The 14,205-nt window shown below is 68.4% G+C and carries 15 protein-coding genes; 9 read left to right on the plus strand and 6 right to left on the minus strand.

Going from position 1 to position 14,205, the window contains the following annotated elements:
• Positions 1–86: 86 nt before the first annotated feature.
• Positions 87–1,196: a TRAP transporter substrate-binding protein gene (locus AC1RAA_RS21755; protein WP_062478828.1), complete on the minus strand. Its 1,110-nt coding sequence runs from the start codon at positions 1,194–1,196 to the stop codon at positions 87–89.
• Positions 1,197–1,414: 218 nt separating this feature from the next.
• Here AC1RAA_RS21755 and AC1RAA_RS21760 point away from each other — a divergent pair, with 218 nt between their 5' ends.
• Complete coding sequence (locus AC1RAA_RS21760; protein WP_062478826.1) at positions 1,415–1,825, plus strand: rhodanese-like domain-containing protein; 411 nt, start codon at positions 1,415–1,417, stop codon at positions 1,823–1,825.
• A 15-nt stretch (positions 1,826–1,840) separates the two neighbouring features.
• On the opposite strand, the gene AC1RAA_RS21765 is transcribed toward AC1RAA_RS21760, so the two are convergent.
• The gene (locus AC1RAA_RS21765; protein ID WP_095950262.1) at positions 1,841–2,113 is read right to left on the minus strand and encodes a DUF4242 domain-containing protein; all 273 of its coding nucleotides are present in this window, start codon (positions 2,111–2,113) and stop codon (positions 1,841–1,843) included.
• Between the two features lie 129 nt (positions 2,114–2,242).
• On the opposite strand from AC1RAA_RS21765, the gene AC1RAA_RS21770 reads away from it, so the two are divergent.
• Positions 2,243–3,196 carry an AraC family transcriptional regulator gene (locus AC1RAA_RS21770; protein WP_492730570.1) on the plus strand — a complete coding sequence of 318 codons (954 nt, stop codon included), beginning with the start codon at positions 2,243–2,245 and terminating at the stop codon, positions 3,194–3,196.
• Between the two features lie 19 nt (positions 3,197–3,215).
• Here the strand turns inward: AC1RAA_RS21770 and lysM are convergent, their stop codons facing one another.
• Positions 3,216–3,677, minus strand: a complete 462-nt coding sequence (gene lysM, locus AC1RAA_RS21775) for a peptidoglycan-binding protein LysM (protein ID WP_095747059.1) — start codon at positions 3,675–3,677, stop codon at positions 3,216–3,218.
• Positions 3,678–3,811: 134 nt separating this feature from the next.
• On the opposite strand from lysM, the gene AC1RAA_RS21780 reads away from it, so the two are divergent.
• Positions 3,812–4,597 carry a type III pantothenate kinase gene (locus AC1RAA_RS21780; protein ID WP_062478816.1) on the plus strand — a complete coding sequence of 262 codons (786 nt, stop codon included), beginning with the start codon at positions 3,812–3,814 and terminating at the stop codon, positions 4,595–4,597.
• A gap of 27 nt (positions 4,598–4,624) precedes the next feature.
• Here the strand turns inward: AC1RAA_RS21780 and AC1RAA_RS21785 are convergent, their stop codons facing one another.
• The 3 genes from AC1RAA_RS21785 to AC1RAA_RS21795 are packed head-to-tail and all read right to left on the minus strand — an operon-like array spanning position 4,625 to position 7,732.
• The gene (locus AC1RAA_RS21785) at positions 4,625–5,983 is read right to left on the minus strand and encodes a serine hydrolase domain-containing protein (RefSeq protein WP_492730572.1); all 1,359 of its coding nucleotides are present in this window, start codon (positions 5,981–5,983) and stop codon (positions 4,625–4,627) included.
• 47 nt (positions 5,984–6,030) lie between these two features.
• Positions 6,031–6,846 (minus strand): crotonase/enoyl-CoA hydratase family protein, encoded by an 816-nt coding sequence (locus tag AC1RAA_RS21790; protein ID WP_101491348.1) that lies wholly within the window; start codon positions 6,844–6,846, stop codon positions 6,031–6,033.
• A gap of 37 nt (positions 6,847–6,883) precedes the next feature.
• Positions 6,884–7,732 (minus strand): 3-hydroxybutyryl-CoA dehydrogenase, encoded by an 849-nt coding sequence (locus AC1RAA_RS21795; RefSeq protein WP_062478806.1) that lies wholly within the window; start codon positions 7,730–7,732, stop codon positions 6,884–6,886.
• Positions 7,733–7,912: 180 nt separating this feature from the next.
• Here AC1RAA_RS21795 and purT point away from each other — a divergent pair, with 180 nt between their 5' ends.
• The 6 genes from purT to AC1RAA_RS21825 all read left to right on the plus strand — a co-directional run bounded on the left by purT (position 7,913) and on the right by AC1RAA_RS21825 (position 14,073).
• Positions 7,913–9,115, plus strand: a complete 1,203-nt coding sequence (purT, locus tag AC1RAA_RS21800) for a formate-dependent phosphoribosylglycinamide formyltransferase (protein ID WP_492730574.1) — start codon at positions 7,913–7,915, stop codon at positions 9,113–9,115.
• A 189-nt stretch (positions 9,116–9,304) separates the two neighbouring features.
• Complete coding sequence (gene lipP1 / locus AC1RAA_RS21805; protein WP_492730576.1) at positions 9,305–10,246, plus strand: LipP1 family hormone-sensitive lipase; 942 nt, start codon at positions 9,305–9,307, stop codon at positions 10,244–10,246.
• Between the two features lie 113 nt (positions 10,247–10,359).
• Positions 10,360–11,190, plus strand: coding sequence for a helix-turn-helix domain-containing protein (locus AC1RAA_RS21810; protein WP_492730578.1), 831 nt, complete (start codon positions 10,360–10,362; stop codon positions 11,188–11,190).
• Between the two features lie 21 nt (positions 11,191–11,211).
• Positions 11,212–12,087: a branched-chain amino acid ABC transporter permease gene (locus AC1RAA_RS21815; RefSeq protein ID WP_070061875.1), complete on the plus strand. Its 876-nt coding sequence runs from the start codon at positions 11,212–11,214 to the stop codon at positions 12,085–12,087.
• 94 nt (positions 12,088–12,181) lie between these two features.
• A complete protein-coding gene (locus AC1RAA_RS21820; protein ID WP_062478791.1) occupies positions 12,182–13,258 on the plus strand; it encodes a branched-chain amino acid ABC transporter permease in 1,077 nt (358 codons plus the stop codon).
• Entirely contained in the window at positions 13,255–14,073 is an 819-nt protein-coding gene (locus tag AC1RAA_RS21825) for an ABC transporter ATP-binding protein (protein WP_095747054.1), read from the plus strand. The genes AC1RAA_RS21820 and AC1RAA_RS21825 overlap by 4 nt, the downstream gene beginning before the upstream one ends.
• The last annotated feature ends 132 nt before the right edge of the window (positions 14,074–14,205 follow it).

Here is a 14,205-nt window from a genome sequence, read left to right on the forward strand (position 1 = left end):
GGCGCCGGCGATGCCGGGCCACCGGTGTTGCCCCCTGTGCGGGGGGAAGGCGCGCGCAGGAACGACGTGCGCGCCGACGGGAAGCATCAGCTCTTCTTTTTCCCGAAGTAGTGGTTGTAGGCCATCTTGAAGTCGACGCCATAGTCGTTCTGCCACTGCAGTGCACGCTCGGCGAACACGCGCTGCGACTCCAGCACCTTCTTGAAGAGCGGGTTCTCGCCGGCCTTCTTTTCCACCGTCTTGTCCCAGGCCGCGAGCTGCGCGCGCAGCACGGCGTCGGGCGTCTTGTAGAACTTGATGCCGGCCTTCTTCATGTCGGCATAGTCTTGCGAGTTGCGCTGCACCGCCTTCCAGCTCATGTCGGCGCTGGCGGCCTGCACGGCGTAGTCGATGATGGAGCGCAGCTCCTGCGGCATGGCGCTGTACTTGCCCTTGTTGAAGAGCACCTCGAACTGTTCACCCGACTGGTGGAAGCTCTGCAGCATGCAGTTCTTCACCACGTCGGGGAAGCCCAGCACGCGGTCGCTCGAGGCGTTGTTGAACTCGGCCGCGTCGATCAGGCCGCGGTCCAGCGCGGGCACGATCTCGCCGCCGGGCAGCGGGTTCACCGCGGTGCCCATCTCGGTGAACATGTCCACGGCCAGGCCCACGGTGCGGAACTTCAGGCCCTTCATGTCCTCGACCTTGGCCACCGGCTTCTTGAACCAGCCCAGCGGCTGCGTGGGCATGGGGCCGTACAGGTACGACACCACTTCCATGTTCAGGCTCTTGTAGATCTCGTCGAGCAGCGCCTTGCCGCCGCCGTAGTTGTGCCAGGCCAGCACGGTGTTGGCGTCCATGCCGAAGCCGGGGCCCGACCCCCACAGTGCCAGCGCCGAGTTCTTGCCGTAGTGGTAGGCCACCACGCCGTGGCCGCCATCGAGCGTGCCCTTGTTCACCGCTTCGAGCAGCTGGAAGGCGGGCACGACGGCGCCCGAGGGCAGCACCTCGATCTTCAGGCGTCCGCCGGCCATGTCGTTCACCTTCTTGGCGAAGTCGTTGGCGTACTCGTGGAAGATGTCCTTGGCCGGCCAGGTGCTCTGGAAACGCAGCGACGTGGTTTGGGCCATGCTGACCATCGGCGCGGACATCGCGCCTGCGGCCACCGCCGCGCCCTTGAGAAGGCTGCGACGGCGGGGCGATTTGCTGTCTGTCATGTGTCTCTCCATATAGTTCTCTGACCGGAACACCCAGGCCGTCGTCTTCACGTTATGGTTTCGACTGGCCGCGACCGCCATCTTTGGCGCGCCACACCTTGTGACAAACAGGGTTTTCACGAACCGGTGAAAAATTCCATCATCCGGCGTGCAGATCGATCGCCCGCAGCCGCCAAAGGCTCCGGGCTTACCCTAGAGATTCGAGAGAGAAAGCAACCATGAGTGAACCCGTTGGAGAAAAAGGCTACGCCGGCGACGTGACGCCCGAGCAGGCGGCGCAGTGGATGGCGAGCGGCGAGGCCGTGCTGGTGGACGTGCGCACCGATGCCGAGCGCGAGTGGGTCGGCTACGTGCCCGGCGCCGTGCCGCTGGCCTGGAAGCAGTGGCCGGGCATGGCGATCAACCCGGCGTTCGACGACGGCGTGCGCGCCGCCGCGGAGGGCGGCAAGAAGCTGGTGCTGCTGTGCCGCAGCGGCGTGCGCTCGATCGCCGCGGCGAAGCGGGCGACCGAGCTGGGCGCGCAGGCCTACAACATCCTCGAAGGCTTCGAGGGCAACCCGGACGAGAACGGGCACCGCGGCCTGACAGGCGGCTGGCGCCGCCGCGGGCTGCCCTGGCGCCAGAACTAGAGCGCGCCGCCCGTCTCACTCGGCCGTGGCCGGGTCGATGACGCTGTACACCCGGTCCACGCGGTTGGCCGGGAAGCCGCCGAGCTCTGCGTGCCGGCGCACCAGGGCCTCGTCGGTCGCCTGGTAGACGCAGTAGATCCGGTCGTCGGCCACGTAGCTGTGGATCCACTGGATGTCGGTGCCCATGCTGCTGAGCACGCCGCAGGATTTTTGCGAGATGGCTTTCAGGTCCGCCGCGGTGAACTGGCCGGCGCCGGGGATCTCTCGCTCGATGACGAACTTGGGCATGGCGGTACTCCTGTCTAGAATCGGTCGAAGGCGACCAGTGCCTATGGTGCCGACGCGCAGCCGCCCAGCATTGCCCGTTTCGCCGGACTTGTTGACCGAAACCCCGCCCTCGCTTGCCGGGAGGTGACCATGGATGTCTTGTCGGACGTGCTGCGGACCATCCGCCTGGAGGGCGCGCTGTTCCTGAACGGGGACATGTATGCACCCTGGTGCTTCAAGGTACCCAGAGGCGCGGACATCGCGCAGGTGCTCAGGCCCGGCGCACAGCGCCTGGCCATCTGCCACCTCGTGCTGCAAGGCGAATGCTGGGCCCAGGTCGAAGGCGAGGCGCCGGTGCGCGCGCATGCCGGCGACGTGATCGCCGCGCCGCATGGCGACTCGCATGTGCTGGGCAGCGGCCTGCAGCATGCGGCGGTGGACATGTCGCATGTGGTGAGTCCGCGAGCGCCCGAGCTGGCGCGCGTGCGCTACGGCGGCCAGGGCGACCGCACCTTGCTGGTCTGCAGCTGGTTCGCGTACGAAGGCGACGCGCCCAACCCCGTCATGGCGAACATCCCGCGCCTGTTCACCACGCCGCTGCGCAGCAGGCCTGCGGGCCCGTGGATCGAGCAGTCGGTCCACTTCGTGTTGGGGGATGCGGCTTCGCACGCGCCCGGCTCGGAGATGGTCGCCGCCAAGGTGGCGGAAGTGCTGTTCACCGAAGTGCTGCGCGGCTACATCGAGTCCATGCCCGCCAACAACCCGGGCTGGCTGGCCGGCCTGCGCGACCCCCACGTGAGCCGCTGCCTGGCGCTGATGCACGCCGAGCCCGCGCGCAACTGGACGGTCGATGCACTGGCACAGGAAATCCACGTCTCGCGCAGCGTGCTGGCGGACCGCTTCACCGAACTGGTGGGCGCGCCGCCCATGCATTACCTGGCGCGCTGGCGCATGGTCCTGGCCGCCGGCATGCTGCGCAAGGACCAGGGCAACCTGGCGCGCATCGCCGAAGGCGTGGGCTACGAATCGGAAGCCGCTTTCAACCGCGCGTTCAAGCGCGAGTACGGCGTGTCGCCAGGGGCCTGGCGGCACAACGGCGCCTAGCGGGGCGCCGTTGCGGTGGTCAGAGTGCCGGAATGCGCAGCTTCTGCCCCGGATAGATCTTGTCGGGGTGCGACAGCATCGGCTTGTTCGCCTCGAAGATCGCGTTGTACTTGTTGGCGTCGCCGTAGTACTTCTTCGAGATGGCCGAGAGCGTGTCGCCGCGCACCACGTCGTGGTACTGGGCCGGCGGTGCGGGCGGGGCGACGAGGTTGTTGTCCACGCTCGTCACGTTCGCCACGTTGCCCGCGGCGAGCGCGGCTTTCTCGCTGGCTTCCTGCGAGGGCGCCTGGCCCGCGAGGGTGACGACGCCGCTGCTGGCGGTGTAGGTCACTTCCAGTCCGGTGAGGCCGAGGTTCTGGGTCTCGATGTAGGTCTTGATGGCCGCGGCAGCTGCCGTGTTCGCATCGGGCGTGGCCGCCTGGGCCGACGAACCGCCGAACAGTTTTTCACCGGCTTCCTTGATGAAGCTGAGCAATCCCATGGTTTTCTCCTTGTGCCGTGGTGGATGGAAAAGGCGAATGTAGCGGCGGAACCGGGACCCTCCGCGTAGGCCCGCGCCGCGACTGTCAAAGAGGCGCCAGCAGGAATAACAACAAAGTCGCAATAATCGCGCGCATGTCTTCCCCCTTCCTCGCCATCGACATCGGCAACACCCGGCTCAAGTGGGCGCTTTACGAGGGGGCCTTCCCCGGTGCGGCACTGCAGGCCCATGGTGCCGAGTTTCTCGACCACATCGAACGCCTGGCCGATGGCCCCTGGGCCGAGCTGCCGGCGCCCGGTTCCATGCTGGGCTGCGTCGTGGCTGGCGACACGCTGCGGCGGCGCGCCGAAGAGCAGATCACCGAGCGCTTCGACTGCGCCCCGCGCTGGGTGGTGTCGAGCGCGGGCGAGGCCGGCATCGTCAACGGCTACGACCATCCGACGCGGCTGGGCGCCGACCGCTTCGTGGCCATGATCGGCGCGCGCCACCGCATGCTGTCGCAAGGGCCCGAGCGGCCGATGGTGGTGGTGCTGATCGGCACGGCCGTCACCGTCGAGGCGATCGATGCCAGCGGCAAGTTTTTGGGCGGCCTCATCCTGCCGGGCCACGGCATCATGCTGCGCGCGCTCGAATCGGGCACGGCGGGCCTGCACGTGCCCACCGGCGAGGTGCGTGAATTTCCCACCAACACCAGCGACGCGCTGACCAGCGGCGGCACCTACGCCATCGCGGGTGCGGTCGAGCGCATGGTGCAGCACGTGCGCTCGCACTGCGGCGCCGAACCGGCCTGCTTCATGACCGGCGGCGCGGGCTGGAAGATGGCGCCCGCCATGAACGGGGACTTCGAACTGGTCGAGAGCCTGATCATGGACGGCCTGCTCGTCATCGCGAAGGCGCGGGCCCCGGCGGCGGCCGGCTGACCCGTCTTCCTTCTTCTCACCGCCTCATCAGGGCTCGGGCTTCATCAGCGCCTCGCCCATGGCCTGGAAGGCGGGCAGGGTGAGCGGGTCGTTGCCCGCGTTGGCGGCGATCGGGTGCGCGGCGTAGCGCACGATCACCATTTCGGCCTTCGGATCGACGTAGATGCTCTGGCCGTGGATGCCGCGCGCCATGTACGCGCCGTGCGGGTTGTGCGAGACCCACCACATGTTCCGGTAGCTCCAGCCCGGCAGCAGCGCGTAGCCCGCCTTCGCGAACTTGGCCGGGTCGGCGCCGCGCTGGATGTCGTCGACCACCGCCTTGGCGATCGCCTGCTGCCCGTTGGGCGCACGCCCGCCGTTGCGCAGCGTCTCGCCGAAGCGCGCGATGTCGCGCAGCACGGTGTTCAGGCCGCCGCCGCCCGACTCGGTGCCGATGCGGTCGACCATGAAGTACGCGTCCTGCTCGGCGCCGATGCGGCGCCAGATCTTCTCGCTCAGCAGGTCGGCCAGCGAGCGGTTGGACGCGCGGCGCACGATCCAGGCCAGCACTTCGGCGTTGACCGTCTTGTAGGCAAAGGCGTCGCCGTGCGTGCCTTCCTTTTTGAGCGTGGCCAGGAATTCGTAGAACGACTTCGGGCCCGTGTAGTTGGCGCCCTGCGTGAGCATGCCGCCGGCGCGCGCATAGTCCCAGACCTCGGCCTTCGGATCGGCGTAGTTCTCGGAGTAGCGCACGCCGATGGTCATGTCCATCACCTGGCGCACGGTGGCGTCGCCGTAGGCCGTGTCCTTGAGTTCGGGCAGGTACTTGGTGACCGGCGCCGACGGGTCGAGCGTGCCTTCTTGCGCGAGGATGGCCGCCAGCGTGCCCACGAAGGACTTGGTGACCGACATCGCCAGGTGCGGCCGCTCGGGCGTGAGCGCGCCGAAGTACTTCTCGTAGACCACCTGGCCGCGGTGCAGCACCAGGATGCCGTCGGTGTAGGTGCGCGCGATCATCTGGCCGAAGGTCTGCGCCTCGCCGCCGCCCAGGGGCTGGAAGCGCACGGCCTCGATGTCGATGCGCGGCGTGGCCGCCGGCAGCGGGCTGGCGGCGCCGGGGCCGCGCCACACGTTGGCCGTGGGCACCGTCTCGCGCACGTGCGAGAAGCTCCAGCGGATGCGCGGGTACACGCCGCCGACCGGGTTGTCGAAGGTGATCTGCTTGTCGGGCGGCGGCGGAAAGCCCTGCATCCAGCCCAGCGCCTCGACCGAGGTGGCGGCGGGATCGGGCAGCGCGGGCGCCGGCGGGGTCTGGGCGAGGCTGGTGTTCACGGCAAGAAGGGTGAAGGCGGCGGCCAGCGCCGTGCGTTGAAAGAAGAGAAACGACGACACAGAAGAAGAGGGCATGCAACGGGCTCCAGTGGACGACAGAAACGGAACGGAAATCAACAGCCTCAGCGGCCGCTGAAACGCGCAGGCCGGCGCTCGATGAAGGAGCGCACGCCCTCGGCCGCGTCCTCGCTGTTCGACAGGCGTTTCTGCGTCTCGATGAATTCCGCCACGGCCGCCAGCGGCCCGTGTTCGATCGCCTTGAGCACGTTGAGCCGCGTGGCCTGCACGGCCAGCGGCGCCTGGGCCGCGATGCGCTGCGCGATCTGCAGCGCCGCGTCGAGCTCCTGGCCGGCCGGCACCACCTTCTGCACGAAGTTCAGGCGATAGGCCTCGGCGCTGTCGAATTCGTCGGCCGTGAGCAGGTGCAGCATCGCGTTGCCCAGCCCTGCGCGCTCGGCCATGCGCAGCGTGGCGCCGCCCGTGGCCATGATGCCGCGCTGCACTTCCATCTGCGAGAAGCGGCAGTTGTCGGCCGCCACCACGATGTCGGCGCCCAGCATGAGCTCGATGCCCACCGTGAAGCAGATGCCCTTCACGGCCGCGACCATCGGCTTGGTGCGGCGGCGGTAGCCCTCCAGGCCGAAGTCGTGCGGCTCCACCAGCCCGGCCGGGATCGCCTTCTCGCCGCGCTTCATGTACTCGGTGACCGCCGGCAGGTCCAGGCCCGCCGTGAAGTGGTCGCCGAAGGCATGCAGCACGCCCACGTGCAGGCTGGGGTCGTCGTCCAGCCGCGTGTAGGCCTCGGCCAGCTGCTTGAACATCGGCGGCGTCCAGCCGTTGCGCTTGGCGGGGCGGTTGATGCCGATCAGCAGCACATGGTCGAGCACCTGCGTGTCGATGCAGCCTTCGGCGGGTGGGGTGGTGGGGGTGGCGGTCATGGCGTTGCTTGTCTCCTTGTTTTTATGGAATGCCGGATCAGTACGTGTAGACGCCGCGGCCGGTCTTGCGACCCAGCTGGCCGGCGGCAACCATTTCCTTCAGCAGTGGGCAGGGGCGGTACTTGGAGTCGCCGAACTGCTCCAGGTACACCTCCATCACGGCCAGGCACACGTCCAGGCCGATCATGTCGGCCAGCGCCAGCGGGCCGATGGGCTGGTTGCAGCCCAGCTTCATGCCGGCGTCGATGTCCTCGGCCGTCGCCAGGCCCTCGGCCAGCACGAAGAAGGCCTCGTTGATCATCGGCACCAGGATGCGGTTGACCACGAAGCCCGGCGCGTTCTTCACCGTGATCGGCGACTTGCCCAGCTTCTCGGCCAGCGCCTTCACCGCGTCGTGCGTGGCGTCGCTCGTGAGGTAGCCGCGGATCAGCTCCACCAGCGCCATCATCGGCACCGGGTTGAAGAAGTGCATGCCGATGAAGCGGTCGGCGCGCGAGGTGGCGGCGGCCAGCTGCGTGATCGAGATCGACGAGGTGTTCGACGCGATGATCACCTCGGGGCCCACCAGCTCGTCCACCTGCTTGAGGATCTTGAGCTTGAGCGCGTGGTTCTCGGTGGCGGCCTCGATGACCAGCTGCGCGCCCTTCAGGTCGTTGTAGTCGGTCGAGCCCTTGATCAGCGCCAGCGCCGCGGCCTTCTGCTCGGCCGTGAGCTTTTCCTTCTTGATGAGGCGGTCGAGGCTGCCCGAGATGGTGGCGATGCCCTTGTCGACGGCCGCCTGGGCCACGTCGATCATCACCACGTTGACACCCGACACCGCGCAGGCCTGGGCGATGCCGTTGCCCATGGTGCCGGCGCCGATGATGCCCACAGTCTGAATCGTCATGAAAAATGCTCCTTGAAACAAAAAAAGAAAATCGGAGGCGAGGCGGGCGCGGGGCCGCCGTCGCGCAATGGCGGTCATTGTGAATCAGCCCGGAGGGGCCGCCGTTCCCGTGGGCGACACCGGCCCGGGGTGGCTTACAGTGCTGCGATTGTTTTCAACCCCATTTTTTCGAGCCCTCGCATGACCACCCTCGGCACTCCCCTGTCCCCTTCCGCCACCCGCGTGATGCTGCTCGGCTCCGGCGAGCTCGGCAAGGAGGTGCTGATCGCCCTGCAGCGCCTGGGCGTCGAGACCATCGCCGTCGACCGCTACGAGAACGCCCCCGGCCAGCAGGTGGCGCACCACGCGCGCACCATCACCATGAGCGACCCCGACCAGCTCAAGGCGCTGATCGAGGCCGAGAAGCCCACGCTGGTGGTGCCCGAGATCGAGGCCATCGCCACGCCCATGCTGCAGCAGCTGGAAGACGCGGGCGTGGTGCGCGTCATTCCCACGGCCCGCGCCGCCCGCCTCACGATGGACCGCGAAGGCATCCGCCGCCTGGCCGCCGAGACGCTGGGCGTGCCGACCAGCCCGTACAAGTTCTGCGACTCGCTGGCCGAGCTGCAGGCCGCCATCGACGGTGGCATCGGGTATCCCTGCATCGTCAAGCCCGTGATGAGCAGCTCCGGCAAGGGCCAGAGCAAGATCGACGGCCCGGCCGACGTGCAGAAGGCCTGGGACTACGCCATGGCCGGCGGCCGCGTGAGCCATGGCCGCGTGATCGTCGAGGGCTTCATCGACTTCGACTACGAGATCACGCTGCTGACCGTGCGCGCCAAGGGCGCGGCGGGCGCTGTCGAAACCAAGTTCTGCGACCCCATCGGCCACGTGCAGGTCAGCGGCGACTACGTGGAAAGCTGGCAGCCGCACCCCATGGCACCGGCCGCATTGCAGAAGGCGCAGCAGATCGCGCAGGCCGTCACGGCCGACCTGGGCGGCCAGGGCCTGTTCGGCGTCGAGCTGTTCGTGAAGGGCGACGAGGTCTGGTTCAGCGAAGTCAGCCCGCGCCCGCACGACACCGGCATGGTCACCATGGCCACGCAGTGGCAGAACGAGTTCGAGCTGCATGCGCGCGCCATCCTCGGCCTGCCGGTCGACACCTCGCTCAAGAGCCCGGGCGCCAGCGCCGTGATCTACGGCGGCGTGGACGCCACCGGCATCGCCTTCGACGGCGTGGCCGAGGCGCTGCAGGTGCCGGGCAGCGACATCCGCCTGTTCGGCAAGCCCGAGAGCTTCGTCAAGCGCCGCATGGGCGTGGCGCTGGTGCATGCGGCCGACACCGACACGGCCCGCAAGCTGGCCAAGGAAGCCGCTTCGCGCGTGAAGCCGCGCACGGCCTGAGCGTTCGAGTTCTCCGGGTGAACCCGCGAGCCGGGCCCCGGTAGCCAGTTTTCGCAAGCGACCCCGCAGCGGTGCGGGCATGGTGCGGGTCTTGTCGCCAGGACGCCGGTCGGGTGCGGGTGCATGCGGATACCCCGCAGGCGCCCCGCCCTCCACACTGAGCGCTCCGTTCGATTCACCGGAGACACCATGCTGCATCCCCAGGCGCGCGCCTTGCTGGATTTCATCGAAGCGCGCGGCATTCCGCCGACCCACACCCTGTCGCCCGCCGACGCGCGGGCCTACTACCGCGAGCGCCGCACCGCCACGCAGCCGCTGCCGGCCGAGGTCGCCGAGGTGCGCGACCTCGCCGCCGACGGGCCGCACGGCACCATTGCGGTGCGGCTGTACAAGCCGCTCGGCGCAGGCCCGGGCCCGCTGCCCGTGCTGGTGTACTACCACGGCGGCGGCTGGGTCATCGGCGACCTCGACACGCACGACGTGCTGTGCCGCGAGCTGGCCAACGGCGCGGGCTGCGCGGTGGTCGCGGTCGACTACCGCATGGGCCCCGAGCACCGCTTTCCCACCGCCGTGGACGACGTGCTTGCCGCCACCCGCTGGGTGCGCCGCGAAGCCGCCGCGCTGGGGCTCGATGCGAGCCGCCTTGCCGTGGGCGGCGACAGCGCGGGCGGCAACCTCGCGGCCGTGGCGTCGATCGCCGCGCGCGATGCGGGCGACCTGCCGATCGTGTTCCAGCTCCTGATCTACCCGGCCACCGACATGCGCCGCGGCCATCCGTCGCACCAGGCGAACGGGCAGGGCTACCTGCTCACGCGCGACACGATGACCTACTTCCACGACCACTACATCACCGACGCGAAGAACGACCTCGACTGGCGCGCCTCGCCGCTGCTGCACACCGACCTGTCGGGCCTGCCGCCGGCGCTCGTGCTCACCGCCGGCTACGACCCGCTGCGCGACGAAGGCGCGGCGTACGCCGAGGCGCTCACGGCCGCCGGCAACCGCGCGAACTACGTGTGCTTCGAGCGCCAGATCCATGGCTTCATCACCATGGGCAAGGTGCTCGACGAGGCCCACACCGCCGTCGCGTTGTGCGCGGCGGAACTGCGCCGCGCGTTCGCGTCGGCCTAGGGAAAGTCCCCGCGCAAATGGATGCCGCGCTCAGGGCCCTCGCCGCTACGATCCAGCGAACACGACACCACCCCCCGGTCGGACGTCGTCGACCGATGCAGGAGACAGACACCATGCAGCGAACCAGGACGTCGACGCCTTCGGGCGCCGATGCACGGCAGGGCGAACGCCTCATGTGGCTCACGCCGCAGCGCGTCTTCTACGCCGGGCTGCTCGGCGCCGCGGCCGAGCGCGCCATGGGCGGGCACGGCGTGTACGTGTCGCCCGCCGGTGCGCCGCCCAACCGCATCCGCATCGGCGGCGGGGCCTGGCAAAGCGGCGAGTTCATCGTGGTGCCGCCGCACGTGCCGCACCAGGTCGAGAGCACCTGCCCGCTGATCTTCAACCTGCTGATCGAATCGGAGTCGGTCGATCCCGCGCGCATGCCGGCCTTCTTGCAGCACTGCGGTCCGGTCGATGCGCCGGCCTTCGTGCAGCGCATGCGCGAGGTTCACGCCCACCTGCTGGCGGCCTCGGCGCGCGGCATCGACTTCGACGGCTTCGATTTCGACGCGCTGTTCTTCGACGGCCCGCTCACGCCGCGCCCGCTCGACGCGCGCATCCGCAAGGTGGTCGACATGCTCGTGGCCGACCCGGCCGCGCCGGCCTCGGCGGAAGACTGCGCGGCCTCGGTGCACCTGTCGTTCTCGCGCTTTTTGCACCTATTCAAGCAGGAGACGGGCATGGCCTTTCGCGGCTTCCGGGCCTGGAAGCGTGCGCGCAGCCTGCTGCGCTACGTGCACCAGAGCGGCACGCTGACCGACATCGCGCTGGACACCGGCTACCCCGACTCCACGCACTTCAGCCATTCGATCCGCCAGGTCTACGGGCTCAAGCCCAGCGACATCGTGGCGGGCTCGCGCCGCCTCGCGCTGCACGACGCGGCCGGCGGGTTCCGGCAGTAACGGCGCGCGGGACGGCATCGCATGCAGATCCTCCAACTCCTGCTGTCGGGCATCGCACAAGGGTGCATCTACGGGCTCATCGCACTGGGCTTCGTGCTGATCTACAAGGCCACCGAAACGGTGAGCTTCGCGCAGGGCGACCTGATGATGCTGGGCGCGTTCGGTGCCTTCGCGGGCATGTCGCTGTTCGGCATGCCGTTCTGGCTCGCGGCGCTGCTGGCGGTGGTGGCCATGGCGGCCTTCGGCGTGCTGCTCGAGCTGGTGGTGATCCGCCCGATCCTCGGGCAGCCGCAGTTCTCGATCGTGATGCTGACCATCGGCATCGCCTACGTGGCGCGCGGCCTGATCACCATGGTGCCGGGCATCGGCACCGACACCCACACGCTGGCGGTGCCCTACAAGGACCAGATCTGGAAGCTCGGCGAGCTGGTGGTGAACCTCGAGCAGTTCGTGATCATCGTCGCCACCGCGATCCTGTGCGGTCTGTTGTACGCCATGTTCCGCTACAGCAAGCTGGGCATCGCGATGCAGGCCTCGTCGCAGAACCAGCTCGCGGCCTACTACATGGGCATTCCGGTGAAGCGGCTCAACGGGCTGGTGTGGGGGCTCGCCGCCGCCGTGGCAGCCATCGCCGGCATGCTGCTGGCGCCCATCACCTTCGTGCACGCCAACATGGGCTTCATCGGCCTGAAGGCCTTTCCGGCGGCGGTGGTGGGGGGCTTCGGCAGCCTGCCGGGCGCGATCGTCGGCGGGCTGGTGATCGGCATCGTCGAGTCGTTCGCGGGCTTTTACCTGCCCGACGGTTTCAAGGACACGGCGCCGTACATCGTGGTGCTGCTGATGCTCATGATCAAGCCGAACGGTCTGTTCGGCGAGAAGCTGCGCAAGAAGGTGTAAAGCAATGCGCCCCCACGCTCGTCACTTCGTGTACTCGCTGCCCCCCGAGGGGGCCCAGGTCCGCCTTGGGGCGGCCCGGCGGCGGACCTGAACCATGCGCTTCATCTTCAAGACCAGCTACGACCAGGACATCCGCCTCGCGCGGCACGGCGGCCACGTGCTCTGGTACAGCCTGCTCGTGGCCTTCCTGCTTGTCGCGCCGTGGGTCATCGACGAGTACTGGCTCGCGCAGCTGACCTTCGTGCTGATCTACGGCATCGTCGGCCTGGGGCTGATGCTGCTGGCGGGCTTCACGGGGCAGTTCTCCATCGGGCATGCGGCCTTCCTCGGAACGGGCGCGTACACGCAGGGCGTGCTGACGAACATGGGCGTGCCGTTCCCGCTCGCGCTGCTGGCGTCGGCAGCGCTGTCGGCGGCGGTGGGCGTGGTGGTGGCGATGCCGGCGCTGCGCGTGAAGGGCATCTACCTGGGCATCGCGACGCTGTCCTTCGGCTTCATCGTCGAGGAGGTGTTCGCGCGCTGGGAAAGCGTGACGGGCGGCAATGCGGGGCTGCATGTGAAGTCGCCGCAGCTGTTCGGCTGGTCGCTGGGCTCGGGCGAGGGCTTCTACTTTCTGTGCCTGGTGGTGGCGGTGGTGTCCACACTGGGCATCCTGAACCTGCTGCGCTCGCCGACGGGGCGCGCCTTCGTGGCGATCCGCGATTCGGAGATTTCGGCGCAGAGCATGGGCATCCACCTGGCGCGCTACAAGACGATGTCGTTCGCGATCTCGGCCGCGCTCGCCGGCTTGGGCGGCGCGCTGTATGCGCACAAGCTGAGCTTCATCTCGCCGGACCAGTTCAACATCCTGCAGTCGATCGACCTGCTGCTGATGGTGGTGATCGGCGGGCTGGGCTCGGTGCATGGCGCGTTCCTCGGTGCGATTTTTCTCATCGCGATGCCGCAGCTGATCTCGATGGGCAAGGACTGGCTGCCGGCGGTCGTCGGCCAGGCGCCCGGCCTGCAGGGGCTGGTGTACGGGCTGGTGCTGATCGCCTTCGTGCTGTTCGAGCCGTTGGGGCTGTACGGGCGCTGGCTCAAGATCCGCACCTGGCTGCAACTCTTCCCGTTCTACCGCAAGGGCCTGTTCAAGCGGCAGAAGTCGTTCACCAAATCGGACCGGCTGAGATGAGCAACGACGTCCTTCTTTCCGCGAAAGACCTGAGCGTGCGCTTCGGCGGCGTGCTGGCGGTCAACAAGGTGAGCTTCGACGTGCGGCGCGGCGAGGTGTTCACGCTCATCGGCCCGAACGGCGCGGGCAAGACGACGGTGTTCAACCTGATCAGCCGCATCTACACGCCGACCACGGGCGAGATCACCTGGCACGGCGAGGCGGGCGGGGCGATCGCGCTCACGCAGCAGGCGCCGCACGCGATTGCCGCGCTGGGCATTGCGCGCACCTTCCAGAACATCGAGCTGTTCGAGCATGCGACGGTGCTGCACAACCTGCTGATCGGGCGCCACACGCACCGGCAGACGGGGTTCTGGAGCGAGGTGTTCTTCACGCCGGCCACGCGCCGCGCCGAGATCGCGGCGCGCGAGAAGGCGGAGCAGGTGATCGACCTGCTCGACCTGCAGCACTACCGCGACTCGATGGTGGCGGGGCTGCCCTACGGCGTGCGCAAGGTGGTGGAGCTGGCGCGCGCGCTGTGCACCGAGCCCAAGCTGCTGCTGCTCGACGAGCCTTCTTCAGGACTCAATGTCGAGGAGACGGCGGACATGGCGTTCTGGATTCAGGACATCCAGCATGAGCTGGGGGTGTCGGTGTTGATGGTCGAGCACGACATGTCGCTGGTTTCCAAGGTGTCGGATCGCGTGCTGGCCATGAATCAGGGCGAGGTGCTGGCTACGGGGTCTCCGCGTGAGGTGCAGGCGGATTCGCGGGTCATCGAGGCTTACCTTGGGACTGTGGATGACGTGAGCAGTTTGCGGAGGGTGGTGGCGTGACTTGCTTCTTCGTTACCCCTTTGGAGACGCCCGGTGCGCGGCACGGCGCGGTCGCCCCCACTGTGCCGGCCGCTTCGCGGCTGCCCTGCGGTGCTCGCGTTTCGCGGGGTCTCGCAGAACTCGCTTCGCTCA

The organism is Variovorax sp. GW823-FHT04F07, assembly GCF_058795995.1.

Coding starts and splice junctions, on each gene's coding strand:
- AC1RAA_RS21755 (WP_062478828.1), bottom strand. CDS start 1,196: ATGACAGACAGCAAATCGCCCCGCCGTCGCAGCCTTCTCAAGGGCGCG.
- AC1RAA_RS21760 (WP_062478826.1), top strand. CDS start 1,415: ATGAGTGAACCCGTTGGAGAAAAAGGCTACGCCGGCGACGTGACGCCC.
- AC1RAA_RS21765 (WP_095950262.1), bottom strand. CDS start 2,113: ATGCCCAAGTTCGTCATCGAGCGAGAGATCCCCGGCGCCGGCCAGTTC.
- AC1RAA_RS21770 (WP_492730570.1), top strand. CDS start 2,243: ATGGATGTCTTGTCGGACGTGCTGCGGACCATCCGCCTGGAGGGCGCG.
- lysM (WP_095747059.1), bottom strand. CDS start 3,677: ATGGGATTGCTCAGCTTCATCAAGGAAGCCGGTGAAAAACTGTTCGGC.
- AC1RAA_RS21780 (WP_062478816.1), top strand. CDS start 3,812: ATGTCTTCCCCCTTCCTCGCCATCGACATCGGCAACACCCGGCTCAAG.
- AC1RAA_RS21785 (WP_492730572.1), bottom strand. CDS start 5,983: ATGCCCTCTTCTTCTGTGTCGTCGTTTCTCTTCTTTCAACGCACGGCG.
- AC1RAA_RS21790 (WP_101491348.1), bottom strand. CDS start 6,846: ATGACCGCCACCCCCACCACCCCACCCGCCGAAGGCTGCATCGACACG.
- AC1RAA_RS21795 (WP_062478806.1), bottom strand. CDS start 7,732: ATGACGATTCAGACTGTGGGCATCATCGGCGCCGGCACCATGGGCAAC.
- purT (WP_492730574.1), top strand. CDS start 7,913: ATGACCACCCTCGGCACTCCCCTGTCCCCTTCCGCCACCCGCGTGATG.
- lipP1 (WP_492730576.1), top strand. CDS start 9,305: ATGCTGCATCCCCAGGCGCGCGCCTTGCTGGATTTCATCGAAGCGCGC.
- AC1RAA_RS21810 (WP_492730578.1), top strand. CDS start 10,360: ATGCAGCGAACCAGGACGTCGACGCCTTCGGGCGCCGATGCACGGCAG.
- AC1RAA_RS21815 (WP_070061875.1), top strand. CDS start 11,212: ATGCAGATCCTCCAACTCCTGCTGTCGGGCATCGCACAAGGGTGCATC.
- AC1RAA_RS21820 (WP_062478791.1), top strand. CDS start 12,182: ATGCGCTTCATCTTCAAGACCAGCTACGACCAGGACATCCGCCTCGCG.
- AC1RAA_RS21825 (WP_095747054.1), top strand. CDS start 13,255: ATGAGCAACGACGTCCTTCTTTCCGCGAAAGACCTGAGCGTGCGCTTC.